Annotated in this window: 20 protein-coding genes; 4 read left to right on the plus strand and 16 right to left on the minus strand. The window is 68.4% G+C overall.

The window, feature by feature from the left end:
- Positions 1–317: 317 nt before the first annotated feature.
- Entirely contained in the window at positions 318–1,379 is a 1,062-nt protein-coding gene (locus ACK4UM_RS17575) for an aldo/keto reductase (protein WP_409801851.1), read from the minus strand.
- On the minus strand, positions 1,376–1,579 hold the full coding sequence (locus ACK4UM_RS17580) for a hypothetical protein (protein ID WP_409801854.1): 204 nt from the start codon (positions 1,577–1,579) through the stop codon (positions 1,376–1,378). The genes ACK4UM_RS17575 and ACK4UM_RS17580 overlap by 4 nt, the downstream gene beginning before the upstream one ends.
- Positions 1,580–1,729: 150 nt before the next feature.
- Between ACK4UM_RS17580 and ACK4UM_RS17585 the strand changes: the two genes are divergently transcribed.
- Positions 1,730–2,560 carry a LysR family transcriptional regulator gene (locus ACK4UM_RS17585; RefSeq protein ID WP_409801857.1) on the plus strand — a complete coding sequence of 277 codons (831 nt, stop codon included), beginning with the start codon at positions 1,730–1,732 and terminating at the stop codon, positions 2,558–2,560.
- A gap of 27 nt (positions 2,561–2,587) precedes the next feature.
- Here ACK4UM_RS17585 and ACK4UM_RS17590 read toward each other — a convergent pair whose 3' ends face one another.
- The 14 genes from ACK4UM_RS17590 to ACK4UM_RS17655 form a co-directional block, all read right to left on the minus strand.
- Complete coding sequence (locus ACK4UM_RS17590; RefSeq protein ID WP_409801860.1) at positions 2,588–2,722, minus strand: hypothetical protein; 135 nt, start codon at positions 2,720–2,722, stop codon at positions 2,588–2,590.
- A gap of 159 nt (positions 2,723–2,881) precedes the next feature.
- Complete coding sequence (locus tag ACK4UM_RS17595) at positions 2,882–3,658, minus strand: hypothetical protein (RefSeq protein WP_409801862.1); 777 nt, start codon at positions 3,656–3,658, stop codon at positions 2,882–2,884.
- Between the two features lie 186 nt (positions 3,659–3,844).
- A complete protein-coding gene (locus ACK4UM_RS17600; protein WP_409801865.1) occupies positions 3,845–5,056 on the minus strand; it encodes an MFS transporter in 1,212 nt (403 codons plus the stop codon).
- A 15-nt stretch (positions 5,057–5,071) separates the two neighbouring features.
- Entirely contained in the window at positions 5,072–6,748 is a 1,677-nt protein-coding gene (locus ACK4UM_RS17605; RefSeq protein ID WP_409801868.1) for a beta-galactosidase, read from the minus strand.
- A complete protein-coding gene (locus ACK4UM_RS17610; protein WP_409801871.1) occupies positions 6,745–7,776 on the minus strand; it encodes a zinc-dependent alcohol dehydrogenase in 1,032 nt (343 codons plus the stop codon). The genes ACK4UM_RS17605 and ACK4UM_RS17610 overlap by 4 nt, the downstream gene beginning before the upstream one ends.
- Complete coding sequence (locus ACK4UM_RS17615) at positions 7,773–8,729, minus strand: inositol monophosphatase family protein (protein WP_409801874.1); 957 nt, start codon at positions 8,727–8,729, stop codon at positions 7,773–7,775. The genes ACK4UM_RS17610 and ACK4UM_RS17615 overlap by 4 nt, the downstream gene beginning before the upstream one ends.
- A gap of 3 nt (positions 8,730–8,732) precedes the next feature.
- Entirely contained in the window at positions 8,733–9,998 is a 1,266-nt protein-coding gene (locus ACK4UM_RS17620) for an aspartate aminotransferase family protein (RefSeq protein WP_409801877.1), read from the minus strand.
- A gap of 178 nt (positions 9,999–10,176) precedes the next feature.
- Positions 10,177–10,992, minus strand: coding sequence for a helix-turn-helix domain-containing protein (locus ACK4UM_RS17625; RefSeq protein WP_409801879.1), 816 nt, complete (start codon positions 10,990–10,992; stop codon positions 10,177–10,179).
- A gap of 30 nt (positions 10,993–11,022) precedes the next feature.
- Positions 11,023–11,448, minus strand: coding sequence for a VOC family protein (locus ACK4UM_RS17630; RefSeq protein WP_409801883.1), 426 nt, complete (start codon positions 11,446–11,448; stop codon positions 11,023–11,025).
- The gene (locus ACK4UM_RS17635) at positions 11,445–12,203 is read right to left on the minus strand and encodes a DeoR/GlpR family DNA-binding transcription regulator (protein ID WP_409801886.1); all 759 of its coding nucleotides are present in this window, start codon (positions 12,201–12,203) and stop codon (positions 11,445–11,447) included. The genes ACK4UM_RS17630 and ACK4UM_RS17635 overlap by 4 nt, the downstream gene beginning before the upstream one ends.
- A gap of 189 nt (positions 12,204–12,392) precedes the next feature.
- A complete protein-coding gene (locus tag ACK4UM_RS17640; protein WP_409801889.1) occupies positions 12,393–13,289 on the minus strand; it encodes a DMT family transporter in 897 nt (298 codons plus the stop codon).
- Positions 13,286–13,690, minus strand: a complete 405-nt coding sequence (locus tag ACK4UM_RS17645; protein WP_409801892.1) for a thioesterase family protein — start codon at positions 13,688–13,690, stop codon at positions 13,286–13,288. Before ACK4UM_RS17645 ends, ACK4UM_RS17640 begins: the two co-directional genes overlap by 4 nt.
- Positions 13,680–15,023, minus strand: a complete 1,344-nt coding sequence (locus tag ACK4UM_RS17650) for an aminotransferase class III-fold pyridoxal phosphate-dependent enzyme (RefSeq protein WP_409801894.1) — start codon at positions 15,021–15,023, stop codon at positions 13,680–13,682. The genes ACK4UM_RS17645 and ACK4UM_RS17650 overlap by 11 nt, the downstream gene beginning before the upstream one ends.
- 11 nt (positions 15,024–15,034) lie before the next feature.
- On the minus strand, positions 15,035–15,982 hold the full coding sequence (locus ACK4UM_RS17655) for a 3-oxoacyl-ACP synthase III family protein (protein ID WP_409801897.1): 948 nt from the start codon (positions 15,980–15,982) through the stop codon (positions 15,035–15,037).
- Positions 15,983–16,097: 115 nt separating this feature from the next.
- On the opposite strand from ACK4UM_RS17655, the gene ACK4UM_RS17660 reads away from it, so the two are divergent.
- From ACK4UM_RS17660 to ACK4UM_RS17670, 3 genes are all read left to right on the plus strand, one after another.
- A complete protein-coding gene (locus ACK4UM_RS17660) occupies positions 16,098–16,961 on the plus strand; it encodes a LysR substrate-binding domain-containing protein (protein WP_409801900.1) in 864 nt (287 codons plus the stop codon).
- Between the two features lie 108 nt (positions 16,962–17,069).
- On the plus strand, positions 17,070–17,264 hold the full coding sequence (locus ACK4UM_RS17665) for a hypothetical protein (protein ID WP_409801903.1): 195 nt from the start codon (positions 17,070–17,072) through the stop codon (positions 17,262–17,264).
- A gap of 11 nt (positions 17,265–17,275) precedes the next feature.
- A complete protein-coding gene (locus ACK4UM_RS17670; protein ID WP_409801905.1) occupies positions 17,276–18,469 on the plus strand; it encodes an MFS transporter in 1,194 nt (397 codons plus the stop codon).
- The last annotated feature ends 249 nt before the right edge of the window (positions 18,470–18,718 follow it).

Here is an 18,718-nt window from a genome sequence, read left to right on the forward strand (position 1 = left end):
AAGTGTCGCCGCGCCTGGTCCAGCTCGGCCGCCGGAGCCCCTTGCGCGCCAAGCCTTTCCCGCCGGTTCCCGCCAAATCCCGGATGATCCCGCCAGGTGCAAGATCATGTGTCACCGTTCAGGGGAAAAGGCGGTTATGAAGCACCAATGGGTTACAGGCGATTTCCCGACCGAGCGGCGCGGCACCGGTCGCGATCGACCCCTCGCGCCGATCGGCTCGATGAACTCGGCGCCGCGTGGGATGCCGCCGCGGTTTTCCTGCCGGTGGGGCTTCGAGAACGGGCGACACCCACGGGCGACACCCGCGCGCGAGCGCCTCACGCCGATCCGGATCCGCCGAGCCGGCGCCAGACGTCCATGTCCGACCAGTCCTCGAGAAAGCCGTAAGGGTACGCCGGGATGCTCGGCGCGGAGATCTTCGTCAGCGCCGCGACGTCCTCCGCCGGGAGGACGAGGTCGATTGCGTCGAGGTTGTCGGCGAGTTGCGCTGCGCTGCGCGCGCCCAACAGAACCGAAGCGACGCCCGGCCGCGACAGAAGCCAAGCGATCGCCACGTGTGCCGGCGGTCGCTCGACACGCGCCGCGATCGCGCCGACAGCCTCGAGGATCGCGTGGGTTCGGCTAGTATTGCGCAGGTCGTAGGCCTCGACGCCGCGGTTCGGATCCTCGCCGAGGCGCGTGGCGCCGCTCGGCCGCGCGTCGGCCGCGTATTTGCCGGTGAGCCAGCCGCCGCCGAGCGGCGACCACGGGGTGAGGCCGATGCCCGCCTCGAGCGCGCAGGGCATGACCTCGATCTCGATGCCGCGCTCGAGCAGGCTGTATTGCGGCTGGAGGGCGACGGGCCGCGGGAGCCCGTGCGCCTCCGCAACCGAGACGATCCGCTGCAATTGCCAGCCGGCGACGTTCGACCAGGCGACGTCGTGGATCTTTCCTGCGCGGACGAGGTCGCCGAGCGTGGCGAGCGTCTCGCAAATGGGCGTATGACGATCCCAGCCGTGGATGAAATAGACGTCGATCGCCTCCACCTGCAGGCGTCGCAGGCTCGCCTCGACGCAGCGGACGATGCTGCGACGGGACGCGCCGTGGCTCCCTGCAGGCGGCCCGAACCGGCCCTTCGTGGCGAGCACGAGATCGCCGAAGCCGCCGCGCCGCCGCGCCCATCGCCCGACGATCTCCTCGGATGCGCCGCCGCCATACACGTCGGCCGTGTCGATGAAGGTGCCCCCGCGCTCGACGAACAGGTCGAGCTGCCGAGCGGCCTCCGCCTCGTCGGTCTCGGCGCCGAACGTCATGGTCCCGAGCGCGAGGCGCGAGACGATCGGGCCCCCATGGCCGAGCGCGCTCGTCGGCATCGCGGTCTCGCATTTCACCTTCGTCATGACGGTCCTCCCGTGGAATGGGTGTCGGCGGATCGGCTCCGAACGACGCGCGCGAGCGCCTGGACGAGACGGCCTACGAGACGCGGCCCGGAGCCGCCGTGGGTTTCGTAGAACCCGTCCTCGTCGCGACGACGCTCGTCGCGCTGGCGCTCGAGCCCCGACCGACGGCTCGCCTGCGGTCCGTAGACGTGATCTCTCATGTCGCAATCCTCGCGATGTGCTGCGCCGCATCGCGGGGAGAAGGGTCATGGCGCCCGCATGACGCGAACCGCAGATGATCTCTTGACCCGAGAGACAACCTAACGATCAATCGGAGCCCACGAAACGAGCGGGTTCGAACAGGTCTTTTCATGAATGAAAAGCAGGTGGCATGGGGCGACCTGAGCCTCTTCCTCGCGGTCGCCCGGGAAGGCGGGCTGTCCGCCGCGGCCCGGACGGCGCGCTGCAGCCCCGCCACCCTCGGCCGCCGCATGCTCGCGCTCGAGCGCGCGCTCGGGCGCGAGCTGTTCGTGCGGCACGATCGCGGCTACGAGCTGACTGCGGAGGGCCGCCGCCTCCTCGCGGATCTCGAGGCGGTGGAGGCGGGCATCGGTCGCGCGACGCGCGCGCCCCGTCGCGGCGAGCGGCCGCTCGTGAAGATCTCCGCCGGCACCTGGACCACTCTGCGCCTCCTCGACGCGCTCGACGACATCGTGGGCACGCCCCCCGACGTCCGGCTGCGCTTCATCTCGGCCGAAGCCGTGCTCGACATCGCGCACAGGGAGACCGCCATCGGCTTGCGCAATCGCCGGCCCACGAGCGAGGGTCTCGCGGGGCGCAAGCTCGCCGACGTCGAATTCGCACCCTTCGCGGCACCGGGCGCTCCGCGTCTGTGGATCAAGGTGGCCGCGGACACGCCGTCGGCCTTGTGGCTCGACGCCCATGTCGGCGAGGAGGTCTCGTGCGAGGTGAGCGCGCCCCGCAACAGCCTCGACCTCGCGCTCGCGGGCAAGGGCATGGCGCTCCTGCCGACTTTCCTCGGCGACGCGCAGAAGGGATTGCGCCGCGTCGGCGACACCATCCCCGAGCTCGCCCACGAGCAATGGCTGGTGACCCATCGCGACGATCGACACCTGCCGGAGGTCCGGCGCGCCATCGACCGTCTGTGCCGCGTCCTGGCGCCGACGCGAGGCGGCTCGTGAGAACGGCCTGCGCGCGACGAGTACGGGCTATCTCCCCGTCAGCGTCAGGTGGAGCGAGTGGACCATATGGTCGGAATTCCCCTCCGGATCGAGGCTGCGGAAGCTGTCGAGCCGCAGGTCGTTGCGGAACAGGAACCAGTCGTTTCGCCAAGCCTTCGGCAATTGCCCACCGACGCGCCACCCAGAACCACAGCCTTCCGGTAGCGAATTCGTGCACGACGGCGAAGTGGAGCCACAGCACCGCGAAGAAGAGGATGGTTTTCGACATTCGGATCGTTCCTGTTGAGAAAAAGTCGTTTGGAGGCGCGAAGGGCCCGTCCCTCAGCCGCCGCCGGCACCCGCTCGAAGCGCGTCGGGGCGGGCGGCGCTCTGGAACACGCACTTGGCGAGCGCCAGCGCGCCCTGCTTCCAAGGCTCGCGGCTGGTGCGGCCGCTCTTGCGGGCGAGGGCGCCGGATCGGCTCGTCTCGCGCCACCAGGCGAAGGTCCGCAGGATCGCGGCTCGGCTGGAGTGCCGCGGCTCGAAGCCGAGACGTCGCTGCGCCCGCTCCGTGCTGACGTAGGCGTCGCGGCTCAGCTTGTAGATCAGGCGCTTGTAGACCGGCGACGCCCCCGTGATCTCGAGCGCTCTCAACGCGCCGATCGTGGCCGTAATCGGGAGCGCGACGATCCGCCTGCCGTATCCGGCCGCATCCAAGACGGCCTGGAAATCGTCGCGGAGCGTGGTGAACTCGGTCGCGGCGACGTTGAAGGCGTCGTTCACCCGATCGCCGGGCAGGGTCATGGTCGCGACGACCACGTCGACCAGATCGTCGACGTCGAGCAGGACCCGAACGAGAAGGCTGGCGAGCGACATGGGAGCCTCGCTCGACGCGGCGATGACATGGAGCATGGCTCCGATCCCGGCCGCGAAACACGCGATGCCGGCGATCAAGAGATAGGCATCGAGGAGCGGCTGCGAATAGTGGGCGAGGACCGGACGGTGTCTTGCGAAATCGTCGACCCGCCGCAGTTCTTCGCGCCTCTTGCCGACGGTCAGGAGAAGACTGCGATCGCGGCCTACGCGAACAATCCGACCACGATCCTCGACCTCATCCATGCCGGCGTCGGCGTCGGCGTCCTGATCCGCACATCCGCACCGTCGGCGACCGGATCGTCGAGACGATCCGATCGCATGCCGATCTCTATGCCGGGCGGCGCCTGTCCTCTGTCGATCCGAAGCGTGGAGGAGCCGCGCTCGCGGCACGCGTGTAATCGCGGCTCATCCCGCGCCCGCCCGCGCACCTCACCGAGCGCTGCGGGAGCGCACCGCGGCGACGATCGCGATCGCGGCGAGGAGGCAGATCGCGGACAATGCCGCCATGAAGAGCGGGGCGGCAGGCGCGCCTGCGAGCGTGATGACGCCGCCGATCAGCGGTGGAAAGGCGATGCCGCCGACCATGGAGACGGCGATGACCGAGGCGGTGGCGTTGCGCGAGGCGGGATGCACGGAGGCGAGCCAGGCGAGCCCCGTGGGGAAGATCGGCGCGATGAACAATCCGACGAGCACGTAGGCGACGGGTGCGAGGGTTCCGCTCGTCGCGGCGAGAAGCGACAACGTCATGCCGATGCAGGCGCCGACCATGATCTGCGCCGGCGTCGCGCGCAGCGTCAGCCAGGCGGCGCCGAAGCGACCGAGCGTCATCGCGAGCCAATAGGCCGACGTCGCACCCGCCGCGAAGGCCGCGCCGTACCCGACCGCGACGAGGTGGGTGGTGGCCCATCCGCCGACGCCGGTCTCGATGGCCACGTGCAGGACGTAGATCGCGAAGAACGCGCCGATCACGAGGAGCGTCGTGCGCCGCCGGGCGGGCTCGCTCGCACCAGCTTCGCCTCCAGCGGACGCGCGCGAGCCGACATCGTTCGAGATCGCACTGCCGACGAGGAGCGGGACGAGCGCGGCAATGCCGAAAGCGAGAAAGATCGCCCGAAAGCTCTCGGGTCCGAACCACGCCACCGCGAGCGGCCCGAGAACCGCGCCGACGCCGAAATGTGCGTTGAGGAGGTTGACCATCGATGCGCTGCGGCGGCCGAACCCGATCGAGAACAGGAAATTCAACCCGAAATCGACGCCGCCGAAACCCAACCCGATCACGAAGGCGCCGACGAGGGCCACGCTCCAGACCGGAGCCGCGGCGAACAGGAGGCAGCCGAGCGCCATCGCTCCGTAGCTCGCCGCGAGGAGCTGTCTGTTCGTGAGCAGGGTATGGGCACGATTGAAGACGAGAACCCCGATCAGCGCGCCCACGAAATGCGCGCTGAGCGCGAGCCCGGCCTGCGCCGGGGTGATGGCGAAGGTCTCGAGCAGATGCGGTATGGCCGGGCCGTAGAGGGCCTGCAACGCCCCGATCACCACGAACCCGAAGCACGAGGCGACGATTCCGGCCATCGTCGCGGCACGATCCGTCGTCTCGATCCCCCGATCCCCGCTCTCCGAAACGGCTGCGCGCTGCTTCACCCCGACCTCCTTCAATCAACGATCCACGACGAGTGTCGCGCCTGCATCGGTGGCGACGACGACGGCAACCTCTCCACCCTGGATGCGAGCGAGAAGCCCGGAACGAGCGGGCAGATGAAAGCGGCGTTCGCGGTCCGCGATCTGGAGCGCGATCTCGTCCGCTCGGTCGTGGGGATTGAAGAGGCCCAAGAAGGACGCATCCCTGCCGGAGCGGACGAACCGCGCGATCCGCCCCCCAAGCCCACGAGCAGCCCTCGCCGGGGAGGCGGCGAGGCGCCGGCCGACGGCGTCGGTATCGGCCTCTCCACGCCAGACCATCGACACGTCCTCGTCCCGCGGATCGAGCGCGATCGCGACATGGCGGCCCTCGGCGAAGAGCCACATGCCCATGCGCTCGACGAGCCGGTCGAGCGCCGCCGCCATCGAGCCTTCCTCGGACGCCTGCGCCGCGGCGAGAGGGTCGACGGCGAGGACGAGATCGGGTTCGATCGTGCTCTCGAGGAGAGCGGCGCCTTCGGCATCGACGGCGCTGCGCAAGCGGAGCAATGAGCCGTGATTGACGTTGCGCCCGCCCATCTCGTCGAAGGGTGCGCCTGGGCAATACGGGGGAGCATAGAGCGTCGGGTCGAAGCCGTCGGCGACCAGACCGTCTGCGTCCATGTCGATCGACGAGCCCCAGCTCCCCGTGGCGCAGGCGGTATAGACCGACAGGATGCGTGCGCCGAGCACGAGAGCGAGAAGGGCGTGAAAGAGCGGTGCGGCCCCTTGCGCGAAGCGCCCGGTCGTCCAGGTAAAGCCCCAGTTCGCCTCCGCGACGTCGCTTCGCGCGGCGCCGATCTGAAGCGCGTGGGCGAGAAACGCAGATGGATCCGAGGACGCGTCGCCGACCCATTCCGTATGCCCGAGATGGACGGGTGCGGCGCGAAACGCCGCCGATCGTGCGAGCCAGCTGCCGAACGCACCCGGCTCGGCGGCGGTGCCGATGCGAACGAGCGGCGCGTTCACGACGCGTACGGGGCTCGGGTGGAGCCGGGACGACAAGAGGCTCCATTGCTGTACCGTGAGCTCGGCAGCCGCGCGTGCGCGGGCGGCGCCTCGCAGCTGCGAGCCGGCGCCGAGATCGGCATGCCGCACGGGCTTGCAGGCCTCGCCGAGGACACCTTCGTTTCCGAGCTGGACGGCGACGACCGGACCGCGGGGATGCGCGAAAGGCTCGATGAGCGAAACGTTCACCGCCTCCATCCAAGCGTCGACCTCGCGCCGGAAGCGAGGGTCGTGAACCTTCGGCAGCGGCTTGCCCTGCGACATGAGATGCCCGCCGTCCGCACCTTCGTAAGGCGCGACGTGCATCGGGTCGCAGAGACGATCCGGCAGGCCGCCGAGCTGGACTTCGGCATGGATGAAGGGGCCGGGCTTGACGAGCGCGGCGAGGCCGGTTTCGGCGATCGCGCGCATGAAGCCGACCACGTCCTTCTGGGCGTCCGTGCGACCCGTGAAGTCGAACCTCTCCTGTCCCGACGCGCCGAGTTCGTGGAAGCGCCAGGGCACGTAGAACGAGACCACGTCGATCCCGGCCTCGCGGAGCGCCTCGAGAGACGCCCGCCACCGCTCCGGCCGCATCCGATAATACGGCAGCTCGCCGACGAGTATCGGGCGGTGCCGATCGAGACCCGGCCATGCGCCCCTCGTCATGACGGGTCCGCCTGAGACGATACGAGAAGCACCTTCATCGCTCTGTATGGCTCGCCCGTCCGCGGTGACAGGCGTGCGAACCCCGCTTCATGCTCCTCGAGAGGTAGACGGTCGGTGATCACGCGTTCCAGGGGCAGAGCACCCGCGAGCTTCACACCGAGCGGAAAGATGCTGCTGTCGTAATCGCCCGCCCCGATGATGCGCAGCCCACGCATCAGGATGTCCAGCGGAGCGACGGTTGCCGTCGCACGCGAGTCGAAGCCCATCACGACCACGCGCCCCGCGGTTCGTGCCAAGCCGATGGCGGTTTCCAGAAGATTGCCGACGCTGTCGACGACGACGTCCGCGCGATCCCTCAGAGCCTCGTCGTCCGGCGCGAGGACGGCGAGCCGTTCGTCGTCGGCTTCCAGGAGGATCTCGCGGCAAAGCTGCCGACGCGTCGGATCCGCCTCGACGAGCACGACGTCGGCACCGAGATGCAGAGCGAGCATGGCAGTGATGACGCCCATGGGGCCCCCGCCGAGGACGACGACGGTCTCACCGGCCGTCAGACCTGCTGCCTGCAGGTTGTTCAGCGCGCAGACCAGCGGCTCGACCATGACGGCACGGTCGAGGCTCATGCCGTCGGGCACCCGATGAAGAAATCGGGCCGAGACGCGGAATGCATCCGCGAAGGTCCCGTCTCGATCGATGCCGATCTCGTTGCCGGACTTGCGCGTACAGAAATTCAAGCGCCCCTTGAGACACGACTCGCACGTGCCGCAATACAGCGTCGGATTGACGATGACGCGGTCGCCGGCTCGGAGGCCATCGACCTGCGGCCCCACCGCCTCGACGATCCCGACCGATTCGTGTCCGAGGACCGTTCCTTCGAGCGCGGCGAACTTGCCGACCAGGATCGATCGGTCGGTACCGCAGATGCCGCTGTGCACGATCCGCACGACGACATCGTCCGGCGCCGACACCTGCGGCCACGGCCGATCCACGAGGGCGAGCGTCGGTCCTGCGCGAAGCTCCAAGGCTCTCATGGCGACACCTCCTCGGTCTTCTCGGACAGGAAAACGGGACTGTTCCACGCGATCGCTTCGATGAGCGCGGCGTGCAGCTCCGGCGTCGCGGCGGCGATGCAGGAACGCTGGTTCTCGGGGGCGATGTCGAGGAGGCGCGTCGATTCGAGCGAGGCCCCGTACGCATCGGTGATCGTCACCCCGGCGAGTTCGGCGAGCAGCGTCGCCGCCGCTATGTCGTAGGGGAACAGATGCAGGATCGCCCCCCGCCCGGCCGCGAGAAAAGCGTCCCGCGTCGCGGGATGATCCCGCCAGATCCGGTTGCCCACATCGACGTAGGCGTCCAATTGCCCGGTCACGATCCGCGAGATCGAAAATGTCGCGCTGTTGAAGACGAAGACGCCGCCGGTATTCGCCGAACGATCGACGAGTTCCCCGTAAGCGGACGTCATGAGCCGCATCGGATGGCCGTTGAACTCGATCGACCAGAACATGCGGTCGATCTGCGTCGTGCGCGAGAGATTGGGAACGCGGTGGTCGAAACCGGTCGCCACGATTCCACCGGCACGATCGCCGTAGAGGGTCTCGCCATGCCGGATCCCGACGAGCAGCGCCGCTTCCACGTCGCCGATCGTTGGGTCTCCGTCGCCGAGCGGCGCCTGAGCGATCGAAATCATGCCCATCTCGAGCCCAGCCGATGTCGGTCGCGTTCCGTCGATCGGGTCGATGATGAGGAGATCGCGCGGCGAGCGACCGATCTCCAGGAAGGAGCCGTCCTCGGTATAGACGGCGAATGGTTGCGGCGCATGCTCGCGGATGAACGCGAGCGCGGCCTCCTCGGCGATCGCGTCGACGTCGAATTGAGCGTCTCCACCAGGCGACACGCCATGAACGTGGCGAGCGAGCCCGTGTTCGCGATAGACCTGGAGCTTGCTTCGGATATGAGTGCCGACGGCGAGGAGGAAGTCCTTCATGGGTCAGACGCCCTCCGCGGCGAACAGGCGCTCGAGGCGGACGCAGATCTCCTCCGCCTCGTCCATCGTCAAGATCAGCGGCGGGCGGATCTTCAGGACGTTGCCTCGCCCGTAGCGCGAGGTGCGAAGGATCAGGCCGTACGCCATCGCCTTCTGCGCGAGCGCGTTCGTGCGAGCGACGTCGGGTGCGTTCCCTTCGCCGACGATTTCGAAGCCGATCATCAGGCCCACGCCGCGGACGTCTCCGACGAACTCGAAGCGCTCGGACATCCCTGCAAGGCGCGAAAGGATATGCGCCCCCGTCGCACGCACATTCGCGAGAAATGCCGGCTGCCGAACGATTTCCAGCGTCTTGTTCGCTGCGGCTGCGGCAAGCACGTTCGAGCCGTACGTGAAGGAATGCTGATCTGAAGGCAGTCCGCCCAGTCGTTCCGTCGTGATGATGGCGGCAACCTGAGCGCCAGTGCCACCGAGCCCTTTCGCAGTCGTGATCGCGTCGGGCTTTATACCGAAATGCTGTGCAGCGAACATGTGGCCGGTGCGACCGATACCGGTCTGGATCTCGTCGAGAATGAGCATGATGTCATGCTTATCGCAAAGCGCTCTCAGCTTCTGTAAATAGCCGTCCGGCGGGACGATGTTTCCCCCATTCCCGGAAATCGGCTCCAGCAGAATCGCCGCGACACGGCCGTTGCTCGCGTATTCGATAAAGTCCTCGATTTTATCGACGCAAAAACGTCTGCAGCTTTCCGGGTTCTTGTCGTAGAAGCACCGGTGACAGTACGGGTCGGGCACCTGCAGCGAGCCAGGAAACTGCACGGGAAAGGGCTCACGACGGAAGGCGTTACCGGACATGGCAGACATCATCAGCGTCTGCCCGACGTGCGCCCGAAACAAGGTGATGATCTGGCTGCGCCCGGTGGCCCGCTGCGCCATCTTGATCGCGCCCTCGTTGGCCTCGGACCCGCCACCGACCTTCGGATTGACGAGGGTGAGCCCCTCCGGCGCCACGAAAGCGAGGTTGCGCGCGAGCGCATCGACCTCGTCCGTTCGAAAGGAGGACGTGACGTGAATGAGCCGGCCAGCCTGCTCCTTCATGGCCTCAACTACCTCTGGATGCGAGTACCCGAGGCTGAGATTGAAGGTCGCCGCCGCACAGTCGATGAACGCGTTGCCGTCGGCATCGTAGAGCCGAATACCTTGCCCGCGGACCATCTTCCGCTCGGACACGGGATAGTAGAGGTTCGTAGCCGTGGATACGTGGATCATACCGGCCTCCCAAGCCGCGAATGGTTACGCTCTGCGCAATTTTTGATTTTGCATCGCGCAGGGACACCAATCGCATACACTCGCAGTGATTGTCATTGGCATCGCGCGCACTTTTTTTGGCGAGTTGGGCAATTCGAGGCAGGCATCAAGAACACCACGATTGTCGATTAATGTATGATCAGTATTCTTTATAGTCGCAGACATACGATGTCTTGCCGGCTTCGGCGATTCTTCGAGGTCGACCCGGGGATCCGACGTCTCGATGCTGCCTCCGATACGCCGCCGGCGTGATGTTCAGACGTGATCGCATGATCCGCGTGAGCGTGCTCTGGTCTCTGTGGCCAGTTGCGTGGGCGATAGCCGCGATCGACAGATCCGGCTCGCCGACGAGCATGTCGATCGCGCGCTCGATGCGCCGTCGCGAGACGAATGCATACGGAGACATGCCGAGATGCCGACGGAACAGGTTGTGGAGCGTTCGTCGCCCGACCGCACACCTGCTGGCGAGATCGTCGATCGACAGCGGCGCGGCGAAGTTGGTGTCGATGTGGCTTACGGCCAGTTGCAGCGCGCGCGGCCAAGGCACGGGCGCGTGCTCGATCGCATGGAGAGTCAAGCTCGCCCACGCGTGCGCGGCCTCGGGTCGGTCGAGCACGGAAGCGGGTGAGGCGGCCAGGAAGTCGCGGAGCAGGCGCAAGCTCCGATCGAGGGGCAGTCTGCGCCGATCGCTCGCTTGGTCGCAGATCGCCGCCATTCGCGCGGCCTCTTCCAGATCGCAGGTCGAGACCTCGAGCCCGAGCGCGTCCAGCGCTCCTCGAATGGCGACGTCGCGTGCCTGTGCGACGACGAGCGCTTCCGTCGGGGCGCGGTCCAGAGCGTGCCCGTCGACGAGGACGGACACGTGGTCTTCAGCGGGAAGCACGATTTGCAAGCGTGCGCGAAAAGCGCGTGCGGCCTCGCCGATGTCGGCCCCGAGCATGGTGAGCTTGAACACGAATTCCTCCCACTGCCCCTCCCCTCCCCCTCACGCGGTGATCTCGACCAGATTCCCGTCCGGATCGCGCACGATCGCCTCGTAGAAGCCGTCCCCCGTCCGGCGCGGGTGGGCGGCGAGAAGGCCTTTCGGCTCGAGGTGGGCCGCGAGCGCATCGACCGCCGCGGGCGAGCCGAGGCCGATCGCGACATGCGCGAGGCCGGCGCGCTCGTGCGCGTCGGGCGCCGGGCGCGCGTCGGGCGCGGGCGCGGGCGCGATCCAGGGGGCGCTCATCAGCTCGATCGTGGCGCCATCGCCGAGCGTGAGAAAGCGCGAGCGGAAGCCCGGGCGGCGCGCGCTCTCGTAGAGCGGGCCGATGCGCGCGCCGAAAGCGTCCGCCCAGAAGGCGGCGAGCCGGTCGAGATCGGCGGTGAAGAAGGCGACATGCGCCACGCGCGCAGCTGGTCTTTGCGTCATCCTCCCCCCTCCCCTACGTAAAGGACGCTCACCCCCGCCGCCGCGAGCGCCGCGCAGGCGGGGCTCGGCGAGAGCGTCACGAGATGCGCGATCGCCTCGGCCGGCGCGACGCGGAACGGCGCGTGCGTGCCGATCTTGTCGGGCGTCACCGCCACCGCGACGGCGTCCGAGACCCGCGCGATCGCCGCCTTCACCTGCGCCTCCTCGTGGCCGAAGGCGGTGAGCCCGCTCGCCGCGTCGAGCGCGCAGGCGCCGAGGAAGGCGAGCGCCGGGCGCAAGTCCGCGATCGCCGCCACCGTCTCGACGCCCACGCAGGCCCCCGAATGCGGCTCGACCCGGCCTCCGACGAGGATCACGCTCGTCCCCGGCCGATCGTAGAGGAGCGCCGCGATCGCCGGCGCGTTGGTCGCGACCGTGAGGCGACGGTCGAGCGGCAGGGCCTGCGCGATCGCGAGATTGGTCGAGCCCGCATCGACGAAGACGAGCGCATCCGCCGGCACCAGACGCGCGGCGGCGCGCGCGATGACGTCCTTCTCGTCGCGCGCGAGCCCGGCGCGCGCCCGCACCGGCTGCGGCACCGGCGCCACCGCCCCGCCATGGACCCGCTCGCACAGCCCGCTCGCTTCGAGCGCGCGCAGATCGCGGCGGATCGTGTCCTCAGACACCGCCAGCTCGGCGGCGAGCACGCTCGCGACGACGCTGCCGCGCCCGCGCAGGCGCTCGGCGATCAGGGTGTGGCGGTCTCGGGTGAGCATGGGGTGGAAGCCGGCATGATGTGGAAGATACCGGCATGATCATGCATGATCGTGCACTATCACGCAAGTTCGGATGACTTGCCACGTCGGAGCAGGCGCGGGCGGCATCCAGCCGCGGCGAAGCCCGCTCATCCCAGCCACCTGCACGCCTCGGCAACCATGACAGAGCGATAGCGGAGGGCCTCTCGTCTACGAACCCGATCGTGAGCTCGCCCCCGCGATCGCGAGGAGCACGACGGCGATGCCGACGACTTGAATCGGCGCGAGCACCTCGCCCAGCCACGCCCACGACAAGGCCGCCGCGGACACGGGCTGCAGCAACAGGACGAGGGAACCGAGCGATACCGGGAGGTCCTTGAGTGCCGTGACGACGAGCCCCTGGCCGACGAGCTGTCCGACGATGACGAGGGCTGCGAGCAATGCCCAGGTCTCGGCGTCCGTCGGCACCGGAGCGCCGGCCGCGAGGAAGAGCGGCACCAGGAGCAGCGCGCTCGCTCCGGTCACCGAGGCCATGATCGCGACCGTCGAGGCGCCCCGCTCCCGCAAGGCCCGCACGCAGACCAGATAGCCCGCATAGAGCGCGCTCGCGAGGAGCGCGAGCGCGTCTCCGAGAGCGGATCCGCCGCCGCTCACATTGGCGCCGATCAGAAGTGTCGCCCCGGCAAGCGCGATCGGCAGCGCGAGCCAGAAGGATCGACGCGGCTTGTCGGCCAAACCGACGAGCCCCATCAGCCCCACGAAGAACGGCGCGCAATTGGTGAGCAGCGTCGCGACGGCGACGTCGGTCATCCGGATCGCGAGATGCATCACCACGAGATCCGCGGCGAACACGAAGGCGGCGAGCGTGTAGAGGCCGACGGACGCGCCCTTCCCTCCATTCGTCGGCGACGGCCGCGGCAGGAGCATCGCGGAAAGCGCGAAGACCGGCGCGGCCAGGAGCACCCGATAGAACGCCGACACCTCCGGCGCGAGATCGAGCGCCTTGACCGCGACCGGCGCGACGCCGAGACATACCCCGCCGGCGACGAGCGCCGCCATCGGGAGGAGGAGGCCGGCTCCTCCCGAATCTGCACGCAGCGCGGTCAAGTCGCCATACCTCCGGCGCAACCCTTGCGCTCGATGCGCGACAAGAAGCGTTCCCGGTCGACGACGGCCCGCTCGTGCCGTCCCTCGAGCACGGTCTCCCTGCCGTCGCTGGCGCGGACCTCGAAAGCGAGGAGCTTGTCGGTCATGTCCACGAGCTCGGCTTCGATCTGCACCGTCCAGCCGCCGGGCGTCGGCGCGAGATGACGGACGGAATGGCCGTAGCCCAACGTCATGGCCCCTGGCTCCAGGCAGCCGTCGATCGCTCGCATGCACGCCAATTCGGCGAGCCAGAGGAGAACCGGGGTGGCGAGAACCGGCACGTCGTTGCGCCATCGAGTCGCGAGATCGCTCTCCGTCACCTCGTGGCTGAGAACGCCGGTCAATCCGAGCTTAAGCTGCATCGTGCATCTCCTTGCGTTGCGTCAGGCTTTTGGCCGCGTGTGCCAGCGCTGTGTCGAGAAGGCGAACGGCCTCCTCGATGTCGGCGTCGGCGGCGTTGAGAGGCGGCGCGAAGATCACCGCGTCGCCGCCGCGATCGGCCGCGAAACCGGCCGACGGGTAGAGGAGGAGGCCGAGGTCGAACGCGGCCGCGACGACGCGCTCGGCTGCCGCGAGCGACGGATCGAACGGGGCGAAGCCGACGTCGTCGCGCACGAGTTCGAGCCCCCACAGCATGCCCACGCCACGAACGTCTCCGACGATTGCATGCTCGTGAGCGAGGGCCGAAAGTCGCGTCCCGATCCGAGCGCCCACCTCTGCGGCGCGCTCGACGAGCCCTTCGTCCTCGATCACGTCCAGAACCGCGTTCGCGGCCGCAGCGGCGACGGGATGGTTCGAATGGGTGTGACCCAAGGGGAAATGGCCCGAGCCGTTCCGGAGCGTTCCATGAACGGCGTCCGAGACAAGCACGCCGGAGATCGGCAGGTAGCCTGCATTGAGGCCCTTCCCCAAGCAGACGATGTCGGCGGCGACGCCCCCGTGCTCCATCGCGAGCCACCGGCCCGTTCGGCCCAGGCCCGTGAGGACCTCGTCGGCGACGAGCAAAATGTCGTGGCGATCGCAGATCTCGCGCAGGCGGCGCAGATATCCGGCCGGCGGCACGATCGCGGCACCCGAGGCGCCCACGATCGGCTCGACGAGGACGGCAGCGATGTTGTCGGCACCCGTTTGCGCGATCTGCCGCTCGAGCTCACCGGCGCAGGCCAGCTCGCAGGAGTGCGGTCGCCGGCCGAGGGGGCAACGGAAGCAATGGGGCGTCGGCAGCGTCGGCTCGCCGACGAGCGGGCCCACCATGCGTCGACGCGGCCAATGGCCCGACAGGGCGAGCGCGCCGGAGGTGGCGCCGTGATAGCTCAGCCTCCTGCTGAGGATCCTGCTCTTCTGCGGTCGCCCGCGCTCGCGCCAGAAAGCTTGCGCGATGCGTGTCGCTGCCTCCACCGCTTCCGAGCCGCTGTTGACGAAGAAGGCGGCACCGTAACCGAGCCTGTCGCACAGACGCCGGGCGAGACGCTCCGCCGGCTCGTTGGCGAACTGGGTTCTGTAGACGAAGGCCACCCGAGCGAGCTGATCGTCGACGGCGGCGCGGACATGCGCGTTGCCGTGGCCGATGCTGCAGGCGATCGCGCCCGAAGCACCGTCGATGAAGGTGCGGCCGTCGGTCGCGACGATGCGCGCGCCGCTTGCATGGGAGGCGACGGGGTAATCGTGCCGCAGATCGGGCTTGAGGAGCGTCATGGCGTCTCTCCTCAGTGCCAGCGATGGATCGCGGCTCCGGCGGTGAAGCCGGCGCCCGCCGCTGCGAACAGGACGAGATCCCCCTCCTCGATCGCTCCCTGCTGCACGCTCTCGTGGAGGGCGATCGGGATCGTCGCTCCCGCCGTGTTGGCGTACCGGTCCATGTTCGTCCGGAACTTCTGGAAAGGGACCCCCGTACGCCAGGCGATCTTCCGAAGCAGGTTCACCGACGGCTGATGGGGTACGACGAGGTCCACGTCCTGCGCGCAGAGACCGTTGCGCGCGAGCACCGCTTCGACGCAGAGCGGCACCGCATCGAGCGCTGCCTCGAGAACGCCGGGTGCGTCCATCGAGAAGTGGCGAGCGCCGGGTACGACGGTGAAGGCGTCGCTGCGCGATCCGTCGGAATGGAGGTGGGCGTCGAAGAGCCCGTCCTCCCGCTCCAGCCCCTCGACGAGCGCGGCACCGGCGCCGTCGCCGAAGAAGACGCAGTCCCGGCGGCTCCAGTCCGTGATCCGGGAGAAGACGTCGGCGCCGACGACGAGCGCGCGGCGCGCTTGTCCGGAGCGGATGAAGGCGGCGGCCGTGGCGAGGCCGTAGAGGAAGCCCGAGCAGACGGCGCCGACATCGAAGGAAACCGCGTTCACCAGTCCGGCCTTGGCCTGCGCGATGCAGGCGGTCGCCGGCGCCTGCCGGTCGGGCGTCGCGGTCGCGAGGATGAAGAGATCGACGCTGTCGGGACCGACGCCGGCCTGAGCCAGCGCCTCGCGTGCGGCGGCCGCTGCGAGGTCGGATGTCTGCGTCTGCGGATCGGCGACGCGGCGCTCGAGGATGCCGAGACGCTCGGCGACGAAGTCGCAATCGACGGCGGGGTTGAAGCGCCGGATGTCGGCATTGGTGAGAACCTTGTCGGGGAGGGCCACGCCCGTCCCGATGAATCGTAAGCCGGGGGTCGTCATGTCCTGTCTCCATGTCGCGAGGGACGGCCCGCAGCCCGTCCCTGCCGAGGAGCTTCCCTCCGGCGGCAACTTGAAGTAAAATGAAATCAGGTCATCAACCGGATGAGCGATCGAAATGCCTCTCGTCAACGTCGACGTGGACTTGCTTCGCACGCTGGTCGCCATCGCGGAAACCGGCAGCTTCACCCGGGCCGGCGAGCGCCTCTTTCGAACGCAATCGGCCATCAGCCTGCAGGTGAAGCGTCTCGAGGAGATGGTCGGCCAGCGCCTCGTCGAGCGCGGCAAGGACGTGCGGCTCACGTCGGCGGGGCGCACCGTGCACGCCTACGCCATCGCAATGCTGAAGCTGAACGACGCTTTGGTCCGGGAGATCGCGGACGCGTCCGAGCAGACCTCTCTGCGGTTCGGCACGCCCGACGATTACGCACAGCTCGTGCTCCCGCGGATCGTTCGGGAATTCTCGCGCGAAAACGCGTCGCTCGAATTGCAGATCGTGTCCGAGATGTCGCCGAAGCTCGCGGAGATGGTGGATTCGGGCGAGCTCGATCTCGCCTTCATCACGCGGATCGCCGAGATCCGCGGTTTGGACATCGTCCATGAGCCGCTCGTCTGGATCGGCGACAGCGCGGGTCGGGCCGCTGCGAAGGAACCGCTTCCCCTCGCGCTGTTTCCCGTCGGCTGCCGCGTTCGCGAGCTGGCTCTGGAGACGCTCGAGGCGGCTGGACGGCGGTGGCGCGTCGCGTTCTCCTCGAAGCAATTCGCCCTCCTCGAAGCCGCGATCTCCGCGGGCGAGGCGGTCGGGGTCCTCCCCGCCCGCGTCGTCCCGTCGATCTTTCGAAGGCTCGGCGCCGACCACGGTCTCCCGGAACTGCCGTCGGCCGAGATCGTGATCAAGATCGGCGCGCAGGCACCGCGCATGGCTCATCGACTCGCGGCCGCGATCGCGCAGGCGTTCAGCGAGCCGCGCGCGACCGCATGAGCGATGCTCATGCCCGAGATCAGATGAACTCGTTTCACCTCTAGCGAGACTTCGTTCGAAACTCTGCGTGGGCGCATTTCGATGCCTCGAACACGCGGAGCTAGAATAATGCACTTCGAACTCGATGGACGCCAGCGCGCGCTCGCCGCTCGATTCGCTGAGCTCGGCCGCGGCGTCGCGACCAGGGCCGAGATCATGACGATCGACGCCGATCTCGCGGCCGCGGAGCGACTGGAGGCGCGCTTCCTCGCCGCGCTCGCGCATCGCCGCGCGCGACCCGAGCCGATGCGGCTGAGCGCATGAGGGGCGACGCGATGGCAAGCTATCCCCAGCGCGTGCGGGAGCTCGGCGGACAAGCGCAGGTGTTGATCGCGATGCAATTCGCGGTCAATGCCTCGACCTTCACCTCGTTTCCGCTGACGAGCGTGATGCTCGCGAATGCCGGTCATTCCGGCGTCCTCATCGGCACCGTCCTGACGGTGATCCTGGTCACGGCGAAAGGTCTTCCGCTGGTCTCCGGCCATCTGATCGACCAGATCGGCGCGCGCCTCTTCCTCTCCGGAGGCCTCTTCCTGCGCGCGGCGGGCTTCCTCGCGCTCGCCTTCGCGCAGGACGCCACGGCTGTCGTCGTCGCCGCGGCGATGATCGGCACCGGCAGCGCGGCCTACGAGACGGCCGCCTACGGAGAGCTCGCCCGCAGACCGACGCGCGACCGCAAGTTCCTGTTCCTGGTCAACAACCAGGCGCTGAATCTCGGCGTCATCCTCGGCCCCGCGCTCGGCGCGCTGCTCCTCGTCTTCGACATCCGGACGACCTTCCTCGCGAGTGCCGGGCTGTTCTGCTTCGGTGCCCTGGTCGCTCGGATGGCGATTCGGACGAGCCCGCCCTCGCGCGAGGGCGCCCGCATCGCCTGGGCGCAGCCACTGATCGGCGTCTTCCGCGATCGGCGCTTCGTGCTCCTGTGCGTGCTGACCACCCCGTGGTGGATCGTCTTCGCCCAGCTCTACACGAGTTTCCCCCTGTATTGGCTCTCGCTGACGGGCGAGGTCGACCGGGCGCAGGACATCTTCATCGCCAACGGGATCGCCGGGCTCGTGTTCTCGCTCGCGCTGCTGCGCCTGATCGACAGGGTCGGCGAGATCGAGCTGATCCTCGGGTCGTACGCAGTGCTCGGCCTCCTGTTCGTCGCGGCCCCGTGGCTGACCGTGCCGGCTGCCTTCGTCGTCTTCGTCGTCGTCTACACGGGCGCGGAGACCGTGCTCCTGACGGCGTCCGACACCGAGACCGCGAACATCGCCCGCAAAGGCGCGGAGGCGACCTATTTCGGCGCCTCGCAGATCGCCTGGATCGTGGGCGGCACGATCGGCAATTTCGTCGGCGCCATGCCGGCGGACGGCCTGGCGTTCGCGACGTTGTGGATCGCCATGGTTGCGGTGTGCGGGCTCGGCATTCTCGCGAGCCTAGTCTACTGGGCCGCTGCAAGGGCTTGTGCCGTGCCCAGGATCTGACGGGGCCGCTCTCGCGTTCCGGGCCTCGAGAGATCACGAACGATGGACGTCGCTCCATGACCGTGTCGATTGACGCATCAACCATGCGCAATCGCCACGGTCACCGGCCACTCGTTGCGAGACATGCGCTCTATCCAAGACGCGCACGACCTCAACCGGGATCCCGAGCTTGCAGCAAGGGCGATCGCGAAGTTCGAAGCGGCGCTCGTCTTGCCGAACAGACACCCAAATGCGGGTTCCGGGTCTTCG

This window comes from Salinarimonas sp. (assembly GCF_046292825.1).
GTDB lineage: Bacteria > Pseudomonadota > Alphaproteobacteria > Rhizobiales > Beijerinckiaceae > Salinarimonas.